Below are 15,877 nucleotides of genomic sequence, written 5' to 3' on the forward strand. Positions count from 1 at the left end.
GCGACATACCCTGAGCGACGTGCGTATCGCGGTGTTAGGCGGCGGCCCGGCGGGGCTCTACTTCGCCACGCTGGCGAAACAGCTCCATCCCGAGCACGAGATCACCGTCTGGGAGCGCAACGCGCCCGACGACACCTTCGGGTTCGGAGTGGTGTTCTCCGACGAGACACTCGGCGGGATCGAGCACGCCGATCCGGTGATCCACGCCGCCATGCGGCGGGAATTCGCGCGCTGGGACGACATCGACGTCCACTTCCGCGGCACGGTGCACACCTCCGGTGGGCACGGGTTCGCCGCGATGAGCCGCAAACGGCTGCTCGGCATCCTCCAGGAACGCTGCGCGGAACTCGGCGTGGACGTCCGTTTCCGCACCGGGGCGCCGGATGCGGCCGAGGTGAGCACCGAGTACGACCTCGTCGTCGCGGCGGACGGCGTCAACTCCCCGACCCGCGACGCCCTCGCCGAAAGCTTCCGGCCGAGCCTCCAGACCAGGCGTTGCCAGTACATCTGGCTCGGCACCGACCTGGTGTTCGACGCCTTCAAGTTCCACGTTCTCGAAACCCCGCACGGGATCATGCAGATCCACGGCTACCCGTACGGCGACACCGCGAGCACGTTCATCCTCGAACTGCACGAGGACGTCTGGCAGCGCGCGTTCGGCGAGATCGCCGCGACGGCGTTGGCGCCGGGTGAAAGCGACGAGAAGTCCATCGAGGTCATCCGCGAACTGTGCGCGGACGTCCTCGGCGGCCATCAGGTGTTCGCCAACAACTCGAAGTGGACCGCGTTCGCCACCGTGCGCTGCGCGAGCTGGCGGCACGGGAACGTCGTCCTGCTCGGCGACGCCGCGCACACGGCGCACTTCTCCATCGGCTCCGGCACGAAACTCGCGATGGAGGACGCGCTCGCGCTCGCCGCCTGTCTGCACGAACAGTCCGACATGGACAGTGCGCTGAAGGCATACGAGGCCGAGCGCCGCCCTGTCGTCACTTCCACCCAGCGCGCCGCGCAGGCGAGCCTGGAGTGGTTCGAGAACATGGGCCAGTACACCCATCAGGATCCCGCTCAGTTCGCGTTCAACATCCTCACCCGCAGCCGCCGCGTCACCTACGACAACCTCCGGTTGCGCGATCCCGAGTTCGCCGCCGAACTGGACACCTGGTTCGCGTCCACTGTGCACTCGTCGGACTCCGACGTCCGGCCGCCGATGTTCCAGCCATTCCGGATCGGGAACCTCGACCTGCCGAACCGCGTCGTCGTCTCGCCGATGGACATGTACTCCGCCGAAAACGGTGTCCCGACCGATTTCCACCTGGTACACCTGGGAAGCAAGGCGCTCGGCGGTGCCGGTCTGGTGATGACGGAGATGGTCTGCGTCTCCGAAACCGGCCGGATCACCCCGGGCTGCGGCGGCCTGTACACCGAAGAACAAGAGCAGGCGTGGGCGAGAGTCACCGACTTCGTCCACGGCCACACGCCCGCGCGGATCGGCGTCCAGCTCGGCCACTCCGGGCGCAAGGGCTCCACGAAACTGATGTGGGACGGGATCGACCAGCCGTTGCCGGCGAACAACTGGGAGATCTGCGGCCCGTCCGCGATCCCGTACAGCGAAGCGAATCAGACCCCGCGCGAGCTCACGGTCGCTGAGCTGCGAGAGATCCGCGACCAGTTCGCGCATTCCGCCGTCGCCGCCGCGCGTGCCGGATTCGACCTCCTCGAACTGCACTGCGCGCACGGCTACCTCCTGTCGTCGTTCCTGTCGCCGCTGACCAACCGGCGTACCGACGAATACGGCGGCTCACTGGAGAACAGGCTGCGTTTCCCGCTCGAGGTCTTCGACGCCGTCCGCGCGGCCTGGCCCGCGCGGCGGCCGATGACGGTCCGCATCTCCGCGACCGACTGGTACGACGGCGGGATCGACGTCGACGACGCCGTCGAGATCGCCCGCGCGTTCGCCGAGCACGGCGTGGACGGTATCGACGTCTCGACCGGGCAGGTCGTCAGCGAGGAGAAGCCCGAGTACGGCCGCAGTTACCAGACGCCGTACGCCGACAGGATCCGCAACGAGATCGGGCGCGAATACGGGATCGCGGTGATCGCCGTCGGCGCGATCTCCTCCTACGACGACGTCAACTCGCTGATCCTGGCGGGCCGCGCGGATCTGTGCGCGCTCGGCAGGACGCATCTTTACGATCCACAGTGGACCTTGCACGCCGCCGCCGAGCAGGGCTATCCCCTGCCGTGGCCGAAGCAGTTCGCGGCGGGCAGCCGGAAACCGCAGGGTGGCCGCACCGACGGACCGAAACCACGGCTGGAACTGTTGCGTTCGGGCGAATCCGGTACCGCGCACGCCCGCTGGCGACCTGGGAGCGACCGATGACCGCCTTCGCACTGAGCCCCGAGCAGCAGGTCTTCGCCGAAGAGGTCCGGCGGCTGGGTGCCGAAAAGCTCCGCCCGCTGGCCGAATCCGGCACCGAAGGTGCGGTGAACCGGCCACTGCTCAAGGAAATGGGCGCGCTCGGCCTGCTCTCCCGGCTGTTCCCGGGCGTCGACGGCGGCAGCCCGAGCCGGGAGGCCGCCGCGACGGATCTCTGCATCCTGCGGGAATCACTCGCGAGTCAGAGCACCGAAGCCGAAACAGCGTTGGCATTGCAGGGTCTGGGCACGTATCCCGTGCTGCAGTCCGGGCAGGACTCGCAGGTCGCGAAGTGGGTTCCCGCCGTGGCCGCGGGGGACGCCGTCGCCGCTTTCGCGCTCACCGAGCCGAACGCGGGCTCGGACGCGGCGGCGCTGGAACTCGCCGCCGAACCCGACGGCGACGGCTGGCGTCTCACCGGTGAGAAGATGTGGATCTCCAACGCCCCCGAGGCGGACTTCTACAGCGTTTTCGCCCGCACCACCCCGGAAGCGGGCTCACGCGGGGTCTCCGCGTTCGTCGTCCCCGCCGATCGCGCCGGGCTCTCGGGTGAGCACCTCGACCTCGTCAGCCCGCATCCCATCGGCACCCTGGTCTTCGACGGGGTCCGCGTGGACCGGGACGAGTTGCTCGGCGAGCGGGATCGCGGTTTCGGCGTCGCCATGCGGACCCTGGACCTGTTCCGGCCGAGTGTCGGGGCGTTCGCCGTCGGGATGGCACAGGCCGCGCTCGACGCCGCCGTCGCCCACGCCCGTACCCGGGTCGCGTTCGGCGGCCCGTTGCTGAAGCAGCAGACCGTGGCGCACACCCTCGCCGAAATGGCGACGCGCACCGAGGCGGCACGCCTGCTCGTCCACGCCGCGGCCGCCGCCTACGACGCGGGCGAGCGGAACCTCGCCGGCCGGGCCGCGATGGCGAAACTGTTCGCCACCGAGACCGCGCAGTACGTCGTCGACTCGGCCGTGCAGATTCATGGCGCGCGGGCGCTGCGGCGAGGGCATCTGCTCGAACACCTCTACCGCGAGGTCCGCGCGCCGCGCATCTACGAGGGCGCGTCCGAAGTACAGCGCACGATCATCGCGCGATCGCTGACTTCTTCCTGACCGGACGGCGATCGAGCCACCACTGCGTGGCGAGTATGACCAGTGTCGGGCTCAGCCAGGCCGTGATCCCGGCGACCGATTGGGTCAAGGCGAGTTCGCTGCCGCCGAACGTGGTTTCCAGCTGAGGTTGCAGGATGATGGTGGCGATCGGCCCGACCACCCGGCTGACGATGATCGACATGGTCAGCGCGAAGCTGCGGATCATCCAGCGCCGGTGGTCGCCGAACCGGCGTCGCCTCGCCGCGCGCCAGCCGGCGAAGGTGCACGCCAGCCACAGCACCCCGGCCACGACGTTGGCCACCCGCGTCACCGGGCCGAACGGGCTCATCGCGCCGACGGTCAGCGCCAGCAAACCGGCCGGGAGCACCCCGGCGAACACGTAGACCCGGCCGATCTTCCGGTGCACCGCCGGGTACTTCGCCCGGAACCACGGCCAGATCTGGAGCAGCGCCCCGATCATCGCGATCGAGCCGAACAGCACGTGCGCCGCGAGGAACCAGTAGTGCGAGGTGAACCCGGCCGGCTGCGGAACCCTCGACAGCGACGGGTCCATCGCGAGATACGGCGGCATCGAGAAGGCCAGGAACACCACGACGACCACGGCCAACGGCCCCACCCACGGCCTTCGCCACCACGATTTCCCTGGCGCCGCGCCCGGCTGATCACGTCGCTCGAGCCTGACGGTCATCACTGTCCCCCACGTTTCCTTTACCGGCAAACAACTTCGCTGCCGAACTTAGGACGCGGGGCGAGCGGCGAACAGGGAGCGGACCGCCGGATCGAGGGTGGGGCGGGCCCTACCACCGTCCGTCGCGCACCCGCTCGACGTGGTTCCTTGAGCGGCGTTGTCGACGGACCACGGAGACCTGACCCAGGTGTCCCCAAGGGACGGTGTTCATCCGTCTTCGACGACCGCGCTTTCTCCAGGCTCGCCCCCCTTATTTCGCCAGTTGATACATGGCGGAGGCTAAGGTCGTGGAGCATCCTGGAAAAGGTCCGCCGCCATGAGATGGGTACCCGCATGCCTGCCAAGCGCACCACCGTCCGTGACCTGCGGCGGCACAACCGTTCCCTCCTGCTGGCGAAACTCTACTTCGACGGCCCGCTCAGCCGCCACGAATTGAGCGGGCTGACCGGGTTGAGCGCGGCGACCGTCAGCAACGTGACCGCCGAACTCGGCGAAGAACGCCTCATCACCGAAGCCGGGCTGGTCGAGTCCGACGGCGGCAGGCCGCGTGTGCTGCTCCGCGTCGACCCGGCGTACGGCCATGTCGCGGGCGTCGACATCGGTGAGACCGGCGTGAAGGTCGAACTGTTCGACCTCACCATGAACCGGCTCGCCGCCGTCGAGCATCCGCTCGCCTCGCCCCGGCCGGACGCGGCGGCGGCCGTCACCCAGGTGGCGTCCGGGCTCCGCGAGGTGATCTCGGAAGCGGGGATCGACGAGGCGACCGTGCTCGGTGTCGGCGTCGGTGTTCCCGGCACCGTCGAACAGGGTGAGGCGCTGCGTGTGCACGCCCCCACCATCGGCTGGAAGGAGGTCCCCCTCACCGACCTCCTGCGCGCGGAGGGCGTCGAGCTGCCGTTGTTCGTCGACAACGGCGCGAAAACCCAGGGCCAGGGCGAAATGTGGTTCGGTGCCGGCCGCGGCGCCCGGCACGCGGTGATCGTCCTGATCGGGTCCGGCGTCGGCGCGGCCGTGGTCACCGACGGCACCACGTATCGGGGAGCCACCAGCAGCGCGGGCGAATGGGGCCATACGACGATCGTCTACGGCGGGCGGGAATGCCGCTGCGGATCGCGCGGCTGCCTGGAGTCCTACGTCGGCGCGGAGGGTGTTCTCGCCCGGTATCGCAAGGCACGCGGCGGAAAGCCGACCTCGGGCGAGGACGAGCGGACACAGTTCGCCGCCCTGCTGAAGTCCGCGGGCAAGACCAAGGCCGCGGCCAAGATGCTGGAGGAGACCGCGGGCTACCTCGGCGCCGGGATCGGCAATCTGGTCAACCTGTTCAACCCGGAGCGGATCGTGCTCGGCGGCTGGGCCGGGCTCGCGCTCGGCGAGCAGTACCTGCCCGAGATCCGGCGCGTGGCGGGTGCGCACGCGCTGGCGCACGTGTTCGACCAAACCGAAATCGAACTCGGGCGGCTCGGGCCGGACGCCGTGGCCATAGGAGCCGCCACGCTCCCCGTCGCCGCCCTCCTCGACCAGGGCACGGACCCGCGGACGGCCGGATCGAACCGCGACACGGCCGCCAGACCTTAATTCGAGCCCGAAAAATATCCCTTGTCGCAGTGGTGGAGACCCACCGCAATTCGGCACCAGGCTGCGATGGTTCGCTTTGCCGACTACCGCAACCTGGTGCCGAATTGCGTCAAGCGGGAGCGCGTTCGGCGTAGGCCTCGACGAGCTGGTTTTCGGCGTCGGTGAGGTATTGCGCGAGAAGTTCTTCGGCGCCCAGGCCGTCGCCGGCCTCGATGCGCCCGAGGATCTCCGCGTTGCGCTTGAGGTACGGCTCGTGAAAGCGCCGCGGGTCGGCCATCATGTGGAACACCAGCCGCAGCTCGGCCAGAACGCCGCGCATCAGCTCGTCGATCCGTTCGCTGCCACCGAGTTCCGCGATCGCCGAATGGAACCGGATGTTCGCGGTGCCGAGGTCCTGCCAGCGCTCACTTCGCTCGGCCAGCCTGCCGTCCTCGACCAGGCGCGCGAGCTTGGCGAACGTCGGGGGCTTCTCCGTCACCGCCCGCACCGCCGAACACTCGACGACCTTGCGCACCTTGTAAAGGTCGACGACGTCCTCGACGGGCAGCACCCGCACGAAGACACCGCGGTTGAGCTCATGGGTCAGCAACCGTTCGTGCGTGAGCAACCGGAATGCCTCACGCAGCGTGTTACGGGAGACGCCGAGCGCCGAGCCGATGTCGTGTTCCGACAGCCGGACGCCGGGCAGGAAGAACCCCTCCGCGATACGCGTGCGAAGGACACCCGCGACCCGTTCGGCCGTGCTGGTGCGGCTGATCATGCCGCGATCGGCCTCGAGTCCCTCTACCGAGGCAGGACCACCCTCCGCGATCGTCACGTGACCGATCCTACCCAGGGGCAAAAGCCTCAGCCAAGGATCCTCTTGTGGAATTGTTGAACAATACCTACAGTGGCTATCCATGTGACCCGTGCCACCATGAAGAAGTCACCGCTGGAGGTGCCGATGGACGCGACAGCCACTACCGAAGACACCCGCCCCTTCGCCTGGTTCCGCACGCTCGGTTCGCGAGGCCGCCGGGCCTTCGTCGGCGCGTTCGGCGGCTACGGGCTCGATTCGTTCGACTACCAGACCCTGCCGCTGGGCCTGGCCGCGATCACCGCCTACTACGGCCTTTCCGGTGGCGAGGCGGGCCTGCTCGGCACCACGACGCTGGTGGTTTCGGCGATCGGCGGCATCGGCGCGGGTATCCTTGCCGACCGCATCGGCCGGGTCCGCACCCTCCAGATCACCATCGCGATGTACACGGTCTTCACCGTGCTCTGCGGATTCGCGCCGAACTTCGAGACGCTTCTGGTCTTCCGCGCCCTGCAGGGCCTGGGCTTCGGTGGCGAGTGGGCCGCCGGCGCCGCGCTGGTGGCAGAGTACTCGCAGGCGAAGTATCGCGGCCGCACGGTCGCTTTCGTGCAGAGTGCGTGGGCTGTCGGCTGGGCGCTCTCGGTTGTCGTCTACACCGTCGTCTTCAGCCTGTTCAGCCCGGACATCGCCTGGCGCGTGCTGTTCTGGACCGGCGTCATCCCCGCGCTGCTGGTGCTGTGGGTCCGGCGCAACGTCCAGGACGCCCCCGTCGCGGAAGCCGCCCGCGCCACGAAGAAGGAACGCGGTTCGCTGGCGGGCATATTCAAATCGGATCTGCTGCGCACGACGTTCTTCGCCGCGTTGCTCGCCACCGGTGTCCAGGGCGGTTACTACACGCTCGCGACCTGGCTGCCGAGCTACCTCAAGACCACCCGCGGGCTCACCGTCATCGGAACCGGCGCCTACCTCGCCTTCCTGATCTCCGGCGCGTTCATCGGGTACGTCACCGGCGGTTATCTCACGGACATCTTGGGCCGCAAGAAGACATTCCTGCTGTTCTCGGTGCTGTCCGCCGGCCTCATCATCGCCTACACGCAGATCCCGGCGGGGGCGAACACGCTGGTGCTGTTCCTCGGGTTCCCGCTCGGATTCTCGATGTCCGCGATCTTCAGCGGGTTCGGCGCCTTCCTCGCCGAGCTGTACCCGTCGGCGCTGCGCGGGACCGGACAGGGCTTCACCTACAACCTCGGCCGCGCCATCGGCGCGACCTTCCCCGCCGTGGTCGGTTTCCTCGGCGCGGGCGGCGCGATGGTGTTCGGCGCGGTCGGTTACGGGATCGCCGTGCTGGCGCTGCTCGGCCTGCCCGAGACTCGCGGCCGCGAACTGCTGTGACCACGATCGGAAACGGAGGCACCGCGATGACCACCTTCGACGAGCCGGCGACGTTGTCCCCCGGTGAGGCCCGCGCCCTGTTCCGCGCGGGCACGGCCCGCCCGACCACCGGCTGGGCGAACGGGTTCACCCAAACCAACCTGATCGCCGTCGGAGAGGACTGGGCCTACGACGTCCTGCTGTTCTGCCAGCGGAACCCGCAGCCGTGTCCGGTACTCGACGTCAGCGACCCCGGTGACCCGTCGACCCGGCTGGCGCCCGGCGCCGACCTGCGCACCGATCTGCCGCGGTACCGCGTCTGGCAGAACGGCGCGCTGTCCGGCGAACTCTCGGACGCGAGCGGGTTGTGGCGCAGCGACATGGTCGCGTTCTCGATCGGTTGCAGTTTCACCTTCGAATCGGCGCTGGCCGCCGAGGGCATCCCGCTGCGGCACGTCGATCAGGGCCGCAACGTGGCGATGTACGTGACGAACCGCGAGTGCGTACCCGCCGGGCGGCTGCACGGGCCCATGGTCGTCTCGATGCGGCAGATCCCCGAAGACCGCGTCGACGACGCCGTGCGCATCACCCGGGGGATGCCCGCCGTGCACGGTGCGCCGGTGCACATCGGCGACCCCGCCGCGCTCGGCATCGCCGACCTCGGCAAGCCGGACTTCGGCGACCCGGTCGACGCGGAACCCGGTGACGTGCCGGTGTTCTGGGCGTGCGGCGTGACCCCGCAGGCGGCGCTGATGGCCTCGCGGCCGCCGTTCGCGATCACGCACGCGCCGGGCTACATGTTCGTGACCGACAAACTCGACAGTGAGTTCAAGGTGGCCTGATGCAACTCGGCAGCATGGATCTCAACAGTGACCTCGGCGAGGGTTTCGGCGCCTGGAAAATGGGCGACGACGACGCCATGCTCGACATCGTCACCAGCGCGAACGTAGCCTGCGGCTTCCACGCCGGCGACCCGTCGGTGATGCGGCGCGTCTGCGAACGCGCGGCGGAACGAGGCGTCGTCATCGGCGCCCACGTCGCCTACCGCGATCTGGCCGGATTCGGGCGGCGGGCGATGGACGTCGCCCCCGCCGACCTGGCCGACGACGTGCTCTACCAGATCGGCGCGCTGGACGCGTTCGCCCGCGCGGCGGGCACGCTGGTCCGGTACGTCAAACCGCACGGCGCGTTGTACAACACGGCCGCGGTGGATCCGGAGCAGGCGGCCGCGGTGGCCGAGGGGATCCGGCGGTTCCATCCCGGGCTCTCGCTGCTGTGCCCACCGGGGTCGGAACTGGCCAAGCAGGCCGAAAAGGCCGGGTTCCCCGCGTACGCCGAGGCGTTCGCGGACCGCGCGTACACACCGGAAGGCCTTCTGGTGTCCCGGAAACTCGCGGGCGCCGTGCTCCACGACGCCGACGAGGTGGCCGAGCGGGCGGTCGTGATGGCGACCACCGGCAAGGTCGTCGCCATCGACGGGACGGAGCTGGCGCTCCGGCCGCGTTCGCTGTGCGTGCACGGCGACACACCCGGCGCCGTCGAGCTGGCCCGGCGGATCCGCGCGGGACTCGACGCTTCCGGTGTCCACGTCGGATCGTTCCTCGAGGCCGCGTGATGCGGTTGCTGCGCTATGGGGCGCGTGCGGCCATGGTCGACTTCGACGATCCGTCGGAGGTGCTCGGGCTGCACGCGTCGCTGGAACAGGACCCGCCGGACGGCGTCCTCGAACTGGTCCCGGCCGCGCGGACCCTGCTCATCCGGTTCGATCCGGGCCGGACCCATCACGACCGGCTCGCCGGTGACGTCCTCGATCGGTCCACAGTGGACGTCCAACCACGCGAGACCGCCGAGATCATCGTGCCGGTGCGCTACGACGGCCCGGACCTGGCCGAGGTCGCGGCCGCCGCCGGCATGTCGGCCGAAGCCGTCGTCCGGCGGCACGAGGACGGGACCTACGTCTCGGCGTTCTGCGGCTTCGCACCGGGTTTCGCCTACCTGACCGGACTCGACCCCGCACTGCACCTGCCGCGCCGGACGAGCCCGCGCACCAGGGTGCCCGCCGGTTCGGTCGCGATCGCGGGCGAGTACACGGCGGTGTACCCGAACGCCTCGCCCGGCGGCTGGCAGCTGATCGGGCGGGCCTCGCTGCCGGTGTGGGACGTCGAGCGGGAGCCGCCGAACCTGCTCACGCCGGGCACGCGGATCCGGTTCACTTCATGACCACGAAGATCGAAGTGCTCCAACCCGGGCTGTTCACCACCGTGCAGGATCTCGGGCGACGCGGGCTGGCCTCGATCGGCGTCGGCCGGTCCGGTGCCGCCGACCGCGGTTCGCTGCGGCTGGCGAACCGGCTGGTCGGGAATCCCGAGAGTCATGCCGCGCTGGAATGCGTCCTGGGTGGCCTCGCCCTGCGGTTCTCGGCTCCGGCGACCGTCGCCGTCACCGGCGCGCCCTGCTCGATCACCGTCGGCGGACGGGCTTTCGGCCCGGACTCCCCGATCCCCGTCGGGGCCGGCGCCGAACTGGTTCTCGGCCTGGCTTCTCACGGTTTGCGTTGCTATGTCGCCGTTCGCGGGGGCATCGACGTCCCTCCGGTGCTGGGCGCGCGGGCGACCGACACCCTCGGGAAGCTCGGCCCTCCCGTGCTTTCGGCGGGGACGACCTTGCCGGTGGGAGAGCGTGCGCCACATCACCCCGGTGTCGACCTCGCGCCTCACGCTCCCCTCGCGGATGAGCCCGTCCTGCGGGTCACGGCCGGTCCTCGGGCTTCGTGGTTCACTGCCGGCGCACTGTCCACTTTGGTCTCTTCCGGTTACGTCGCCACCGCCGATGTCGATCGCGTGGGCGTGCGGCTGGCGGGCCCGGTGTTGTCGCGGGCACGTGAGGGCGAGTTGCCGCCCGAGGCCGCCGTGCCGGGCGCGATGCAGGTTCCTCCTTCGGGGCAGCCGATCCTGTTCCTGGCCGACCACCCGGTGACCGGCGGCTATCCGGTGATCGCGGTGGTCGAAGAAGCGGATCTGGACCAGGCGGCGCAGGTACGGCCGGGGCAACGGGTGCGGTTCCGGCTCGGTTGAACCGAGGCCAGGTACCTCCCGGTGGGCAGTCCGTGATGTCGCGCGGCCGAACGGCGAGGGGCGCGGGGCGACATCTTGACCCCGTCGCTCCACATGCGCTGACCCGCTCACTCCACACCCGTCGGCCGCCTGCTGAAGCCAGCTCTCCGCTACGCCTGTCGCTGCCTGACCCTCAGCCAACAGACGCCGACCACCGATGGGATCGATCCAGGTCGCCGTTCGGTTTCAGCACCGATGCCGCGAGTCCTGGTCGCCCGTGCGAACTCGGCACGAAGGGTGGGCCAACGGACTGCCTTGCCGGGCTCCACCGGCCAACGGCAGCGCCCTTGTGGCCGGTGAATCGGCGGTGCCGTCGGTGACGTCCAGTCCGGGAAGGCAGGTCCACACCCGCAGGTTCGTCCGGGCCGCGGCGGGCATCAGCCGGTGCGCGACGCATCCGCGGCGTACTTGAGATAGCCGCTTACCGGCCCCGGTCCGGCGCGGTCGGACAGGGCGTGGATCTCCGGACCCGATTTGCCGCGGTGGTCTACCGGACGGGTTCGCAAGACGACTCCGACGAAGGATGAGGTGATCTTGATGCACGTTCGGTCAACAGCCCAAGTACTTGGCTCCACACGAACTCATTGGCGATGAATGCTTATTGACGGGTAGGGCGAACACGGCATACAGGGATCGGCGGCGCAGCGGACTCGCAAGCGAGTCTCGACGCTCCTCACCATCCACAAAGGACGTTTCCTGATGTCGATGTCGTTTGAGCTGTGTGCAGTGCGTTATAGGAAGGTAAGTCGACCTGTCGCGCGTAGGGCGTGTGGTCGATCTGCGTAGGCGGTTTGCGGGTCATGGAGGCTTCCTTCCCTACTTTGAAGGTAGGGAAGGAAGCCTTGGCTGCCTTCGGATGTGCTCCCTGGTGACAGTGGGACGACTGTGACGACAGCGCCAGTTCATGAAGTCCGTGAAGGCCTCCTTGAGGGACCCTGGGTCCCTCAAGGAGGCCTTCACGGACTTGCCACCCACACGACGCGTTTGCCCTACCCCTCAATAATTCTCTGAATACGAGCGTGACTGACGACAACGTGAGCCACTACACCTGCTTATTCCCCGCCGGAGCGCCCGGCGGAGGGGACTGTTCCAAGATCGGTGTTTTCGGCCCGACACGCCGGGCTGAGGTCCGGCGGGATGGGCACTGTGAGTGATGACATCGGAGCTTGTGAGTCCACGTAAGCGTGAGTCCAAGCCGGCGCGGGAGTTGTCGCCGGAGCAGGCCGCCGCGGCGGTGATGGTGGCTGAGGCGAAGGCTCGCGGGCTGGCGCTGACCGGCCCGGACGGGTTGCTGAAGCTGTTCACCAAGAACGTGCTGGAAACGGCACTGAACGAGGAAATGACCGAGCATCTGGGGCATGAGAAGAACCAGGCCGACCCGGATCGTGAGTCGACGAACGTGCGCAACGGCTCCCGGCCGAAAACGGTGGTCTCGGATGCGGCGGGCGAGGTCGGGATCAACGTTCCGCGGGACCGGGAGAGCACGTTCGAACCGCAGATCGTGAAGAAGCGGCAGCGTCGGCTGACCGAGGTGGACGAGATTGTGCTGTCGCTATATGCGAAGGGAATGACGACCGGGGATATCTCGGCGCATTTCGCCGAAATCTACGGGTCCTCGGTCAGCAAGGAAACGATCTCGCGGATCACCGACAAGGTCGTCGCCGAAATGAACGACTGGGCCAGCCGCCCGCTCGACCCGGTGTACGTCGCTGTGTTCATCGACGCGATCCACGTCAAGGTCCGCGACGGGCAGGTCGCCAACCGGCCCGTCTACGCCGCCATCGGCGTCACCGTGGACGGCCACAAGGACGTCCTGGGCCTGTGGATGGGCGTCGGCGGCGAGGGCGCGAAGTTCTGGATGAGCGTGCTGATCGACCTGAAGAACCGCGGCATCCGGGATGTGTTCTTCCTCGTCTGCGACGGCCTCAAAGGCCTGCCCGACGTCGTGACGAACGTCTGGCCGCAGGCCATTGTGCAAACCTGTATCGTCCACCTGATCCGCAACACCTTCCGGCTCGTTTCCCGCCGGGACTGGGACGCGGTGAAACGCGACATCAAACCCATCTACACCGCACCCAGCCCGCACGCTGCGGCGGCCGCTCTGGACGAATTCGAAGAGAAATGGGGCGCGAAGCATGCAGCGGTGATTCGTTTATGGCGCAACGCTTGGGATGAGTTCACGCCGTTCCTCGACTACGACGTCGAGATCCGGACGATGATCTGCTCCACGAACGCGATCGAGTCGCTGAACGCCCGTTATCGGCGGGCGATCCGTGCACGTGGACATTTCCCGACCGAGCAGGCCGCGATGAAGTGCCTGTACCTTGTGACCCGCAGCCTGGACCCGACCGGGACAGGCCGCGCTCGATGGACGATGCGTTGGAAGCCAGTGATCAACGCTTTCGCCATCACATTCGGTGACCGCTGGCCGGGAGCCGAGACCTACTGATCGACAACGCCGGAAACACCGATCACGGGACAGGCCCCTCGCGAATTTCGGCCTACACCCTGAGGTGCATGGTGTTTCGTCTGGGTGTTGTGGTGGGGTCGAGGTAGGCGGGGGCGGTGAACTCAGGTAAACCGTCGTGGGTGATCCGGACTTTCCATTCGCTGTGGTGGATGAGCCGGTGATGCTTCGTGCACAGCAACACCAGATTGTCGATTTTCGTTTCGCCGTGGTGTCGCCAGAAGACGATGTGGTGTGCCGTGCAGCGGGGCACGGGCATGTCACAACCCGGGGAACGCGCAACCACTGTCGCGGAGGGTGAGTGCGTATTTCCGGGCGAGGGACACGGTGCGTTTGGATCGGCCGATGTCGAGGGGTTCCCCGCCAGTTCCGAGCACACCGGGTCGGACACGGGCGTCGCAGGCGAGGATGCGGGCGTCGGTGGCGCTGATCGGGCCGACGAGGTCCAGGCAGGCTTCACCGAGGTCCCGGATCAGGTCGTCGTAGGACATGGTCACCAGGATGTGTGTGGCTTCGTCCGCTTGTCCGGGAAGGTTGCGGCTGGTGGTCTTCAACCGCACGTAGTCGGTGAAGGCGTCCCCGTAGCGTTCGTCCTGGGTGCGGGAGTCCCGCACCCCGTCGACGGCCTTGTGCGGTTTGGCCATCGGATCCAGGTCCGATTTCAAGCGGGCGCAGGTTTCCCGATCCAGGGTGGCCTTCAAGCCGAGGGTGCCGTCACGGTGCTGGACGAACCGCATCTCCGGCCGGACATCCCTCGGATCCTCGCTACGAGGTTCCTGCCCATCCGGATCCAGTTTGTCCAGCAAACGACGCCCGGCGTGGGCGATCTGCCGCGGTCCGGCGTGCCGGGCGAGGTCGACGAGGATCTTCTCCCCGGCCCGGATGTCTTCTTCCGGGACGGTGGAGGGGATGCGAGCGAGGGTGCGGATGATCGCATCGATCTGCGCACCCCCGATCACACCCTCCGCCGCGGCCTGAGCGGTCAACGGCGCCAGCGGCGGCCCGGGATCTCCCCCGATCGACGGACCCGCATGCAGGGCCAGGACACGATCAGCGCGGACACCGGCCTCCCTGTCCGTCACCCGGAAATCCTCGAAAATCAACGCCGCCAACGTCGAATGACCCGAGCACCCACGCACCCCCACGGGCATTGATTTCCGCGAGGATCGCGTTCTGCTCCGCCTCCAACCGACGCTTCCGCATTTCCAATTCCTGCTTACGGGCGTGCAGCGTCGCGGTGTCGACACGCCACCACTCGATGGACGTCTCCGGGGATGCGTTGTCACTGGCCACACCCCCACACTACTCCGAGTGGAACAAATGTACGAGCCCGAACGGCCTAGCAAGAAAGATCCGAAATACACATGCAAAGAAGGCAGCGAAGCGCTCTTAAAGGCGCGAAGACCACGAAGACCACGTTAACGCGAAAGCCGCGACGAGGCTTTAAGACACACAAATACGTGGCCGAGCAAACGCGAAGCCCCGAAGTGCCGAAAAGTCAGCTCATCCGCCACACAAAGAACCGCTCAACCGCTCCCCAGACCCGAAACCCGTAAAGTGATGTTCAACCGCCCCGCCAACCCCAACTCCGGATCAGCGGTCCCCGGCAAGACGCGAGGCACTCCGTGGAAGGCCAGCCTCGACTCCCCGCCGAACACGAACAGATCCCCCGACCGAAGATCCACGTCCGTGTACGGCCGCCCGCGATCGACCGTGTTCCCGAACCGGAAGACGCACGCGTCGCCCAGGCTCAGCGACACGACGGGCTCCAGCGAGGCCTCGTCCTTGTCTTGATGCAGCCCCATCTTCGCGGCGGAGTCGTAGAAGTTCACCAGCGCGATGTCCGGCTCGTACGACGACGGACCGTAAGCGGCGGAAACCGCCCGGCGGCCCAGATCACCCAGCCACGAAGGGAACGGCAGCACCGGGGAGCCGTCGTCGGTCACCTTCGAATACCGGTACGGACGCCAGTGCCAGCCGAGGCAGACCGTCCGCACCGACATGACGCCGCCGTTCGGCAGCCGTGTCCGCCGGTAGCCGCGCCAGCCTCGGCAGGCTTCGACCAAGCGGCGTTGCCCGTCGAAGTCGAGCCAGCCGGGAACGTGCACGGCACCGGGGGCGACCTCGGTGCGCGGGCGAGGGATCAGCGCGTCCACACGTCGAGTGTGCCAGGACGCGCGCCGATGAGCCGGTGGCCCCGTGCCATCACGCCCGCCTCGGCGAACCAGCGCAGCACACGCTGGACGAAATGCGGCCGAGACGGAGCGTCCATGACTGTCACGGCCGGAGAAGTTGCCATAAACCGGCACCGGATGCCACCCTTCGGACTACTCCGATCGGCCGGTTGA

Annotated in this window: 16 protein-coding genes; 9 read left to right on the top strand and 7 right to left on the bottom strand. The window is 68.1% G+C overall.

Annotation, left to right across the window (positions count from 1 at the left end):
- Positions 1–19 precede the first annotated feature (19 nt).
- Both P3102_RS32630 and P3102_RS32635 read left to right on the top strand, forming a co-directional pair.
- Positions 20–2,380, top strand: coding sequence for a bifunctional salicylyl-CoA 5-hydroxylase/oxidoreductase (locus P3102_RS32630; protein WP_276364463.1), 2,361 nt, complete (start codon positions 20–22; stop codon positions 2,378–2,380).
- Entirely contained in the window at positions 2,377–3,519 is a 1,143-nt protein-coding gene (locus P3102_RS32635; protein ID WP_276364465.1) for an acyl-CoA dehydrogenase family protein, read from the top strand. The genes P3102_RS32630 and P3102_RS32635 overlap by 4 nt, the downstream gene beginning before the upstream one ends.
- Here the strand turns inward: P3102_RS32635 and P3102_RS32640 are convergent.
- The gene (locus P3102_RS32640) at positions 3,491–4,207 is read right to left on the bottom strand and encodes a DUF2306 domain-containing protein (RefSeq protein WP_276364466.1); all 717 of its coding nucleotides are present in this window, start codon (positions 4,205–4,207) and stop codon (positions 3,491–3,493) included. The genes P3102_RS32635 and P3102_RS32640 overlap by 29 nt on opposite strands.
- 321 nt (positions 4,208–4,528) lie before the next feature.
- Here P3102_RS32640 and P3102_RS32645 point away from each other — a divergent pair, with 321 nt between their 5' ends.
- Positions 4,529–5,782 (top strand): ROK family transcriptional regulator, encoded by a 1,254-nt coding sequence (locus P3102_RS32645; protein ID WP_276364468.1) that lies wholly within the window; start codon positions 4,529–4,531, stop codon positions 5,780–5,782.
- A gap of 109 nt (positions 5,783–5,891) precedes the next feature.
- Here P3102_RS32645 and P3102_RS32650 read toward each other — a convergent pair whose 3' ends face one another.
- On the bottom strand, positions 5,892–6,542 hold the full coding sequence (locus P3102_RS32650) for a GntR family transcriptional regulator (RefSeq protein ID WP_276371457.1): 651 nt from the start codon (positions 6,540–6,542) through the stop codon (positions 5,892–5,894).
- 183 nt (positions 6,543–6,725) lie between these two features.
- Here P3102_RS32650 and P3102_RS32655 point away from each other — a divergent pair, with 183 nt between their 5' ends.
- The 6 genes from P3102_RS32655 to P3102_RS32680 all read left to right on the top strand — a co-directional run bounded on the left by P3102_RS32655 (position 6,726) and on the right by P3102_RS32680 (position 13,511).
- Positions 6,726–7,970: an MFS transporter gene (locus P3102_RS32655; RefSeq protein WP_276371459.1), complete on the top strand. Its 1,245-nt coding sequence runs from the start codon at positions 6,726–6,728 to the stop codon at positions 7,968–7,970.
- 26 nt (positions 7,971–7,996) lie between these two features.
- Positions 7,997–8,791, top strand: a complete 795-nt coding sequence (locus tag P3102_RS32660; protein WP_276364470.1) for a putative hydro-lyase — start codon at positions 7,997–7,999, stop codon at positions 8,789–8,791.
- Positions 8,792–8,805: 14 nt separating this feature from the next.
- The gene (locus tag P3102_RS32665) at positions 8,806–9,564 is read left to right on the top strand and encodes a 5-oxoprolinase subunit PxpA (RefSeq protein ID WP_276371460.1); all 759 of its coding nucleotides are present in this window, start codon (positions 8,806–8,808) and stop codon (positions 9,562–9,564) included.
- Positions 9,564–10,169 (top strand): allophanate hydrolase subunit 1, encoded by a 606-nt coding sequence (locus tag P3102_RS32670; RefSeq protein WP_276364472.1) that lies wholly within the window; start codon positions 9,564–9,566, stop codon positions 10,167–10,169. The genes P3102_RS32665 and P3102_RS32670 overlap by 1 nt, the downstream gene beginning before the upstream one ends.
- Complete coding sequence (locus tag P3102_RS32675; RefSeq protein WP_276364474.1) at positions 10,166–11,023, top strand: biotin-dependent carboxyltransferase family protein; 858 nt, start codon at positions 10,166–10,168, stop codon at positions 11,021–11,023. The genes P3102_RS32670 and P3102_RS32675 overlap by 4 nt, the downstream gene beginning before the upstream one ends.
- A 1,192-nt stretch (positions 11,024–12,215) precedes the next feature.
- A complete protein-coding gene (locus P3102_RS32680; protein ID WP_346660149.1) occupies positions 12,216–13,511 on the top strand; it encodes an IS256 family transposase in 1,296 nt (431 codons plus the stop codon).
- 52 nt (positions 13,512–13,563) lie between these two features.
- Here P3102_RS32680 and P3102_RS32685 read toward each other — a convergent pair whose 3' ends face one another.
- From P3102_RS32685 to P3102_RS32705, 5 genes are all read right to left on the bottom strand, one after another.
- Positions 13,564–13,788 (bottom strand): HNH endonuclease signature motif containing protein, encoded by a 225-nt coding sequence (locus tag P3102_RS32685; protein WP_276364475.1) that lies wholly within the window; start codon positions 13,786–13,788, stop codon positions 13,564–13,566.
- Between the two features lies 1 nt (position 13,789).
- Positions 13,790–14,611, bottom strand: a complete 822-nt coding sequence (locus P3102_RS32690) for a DUF222 domain-containing protein (protein WP_276364477.1) — start codon at positions 14,609–14,611, stop codon at positions 13,790–13,792.
- Positions 14,580–14,822, bottom strand: coding sequence for a hypothetical protein (locus P3102_RS32695; protein ID WP_276364479.1), 243 nt, complete (start codon positions 14,820–14,822; stop codon positions 14,580–14,582). Before P3102_RS32695 ends, P3102_RS32690 begins: the two co-directional genes overlap by 32 nt.
- Positions 14,823–15,055: 233 nt before the next feature.
- Complete coding sequence (locus P3102_RS32700; protein ID WP_276364480.1) at positions 15,056–15,685, bottom strand: alpha-ketoglutarate-dependent dioxygenase AlkB; 630 nt, start codon at positions 15,683–15,685, stop codon at positions 15,056–15,058.
- On the bottom strand, positions 15,673–15,801 hold the full coding sequence (locus P3102_RS32705) for a hypothetical protein (protein WP_276364482.1): 129 nt from the start codon (positions 15,799–15,801) through the stop codon (positions 15,673–15,675). The genes P3102_RS32700 and P3102_RS32705 overlap by 13 nt, the downstream gene beginning before the upstream one ends.
- Positions 15,802–15,877: the final 76 nt, after the last annotated feature.

Source organism: Amycolatopsis sp. QT-25 (genome assembly GCF_029369745.1).
Lineage (GTDB): Bacteria > Actinomycetota > Actinomycetes > Mycobacteriales > Pseudonocardiaceae > Amycolatopsis.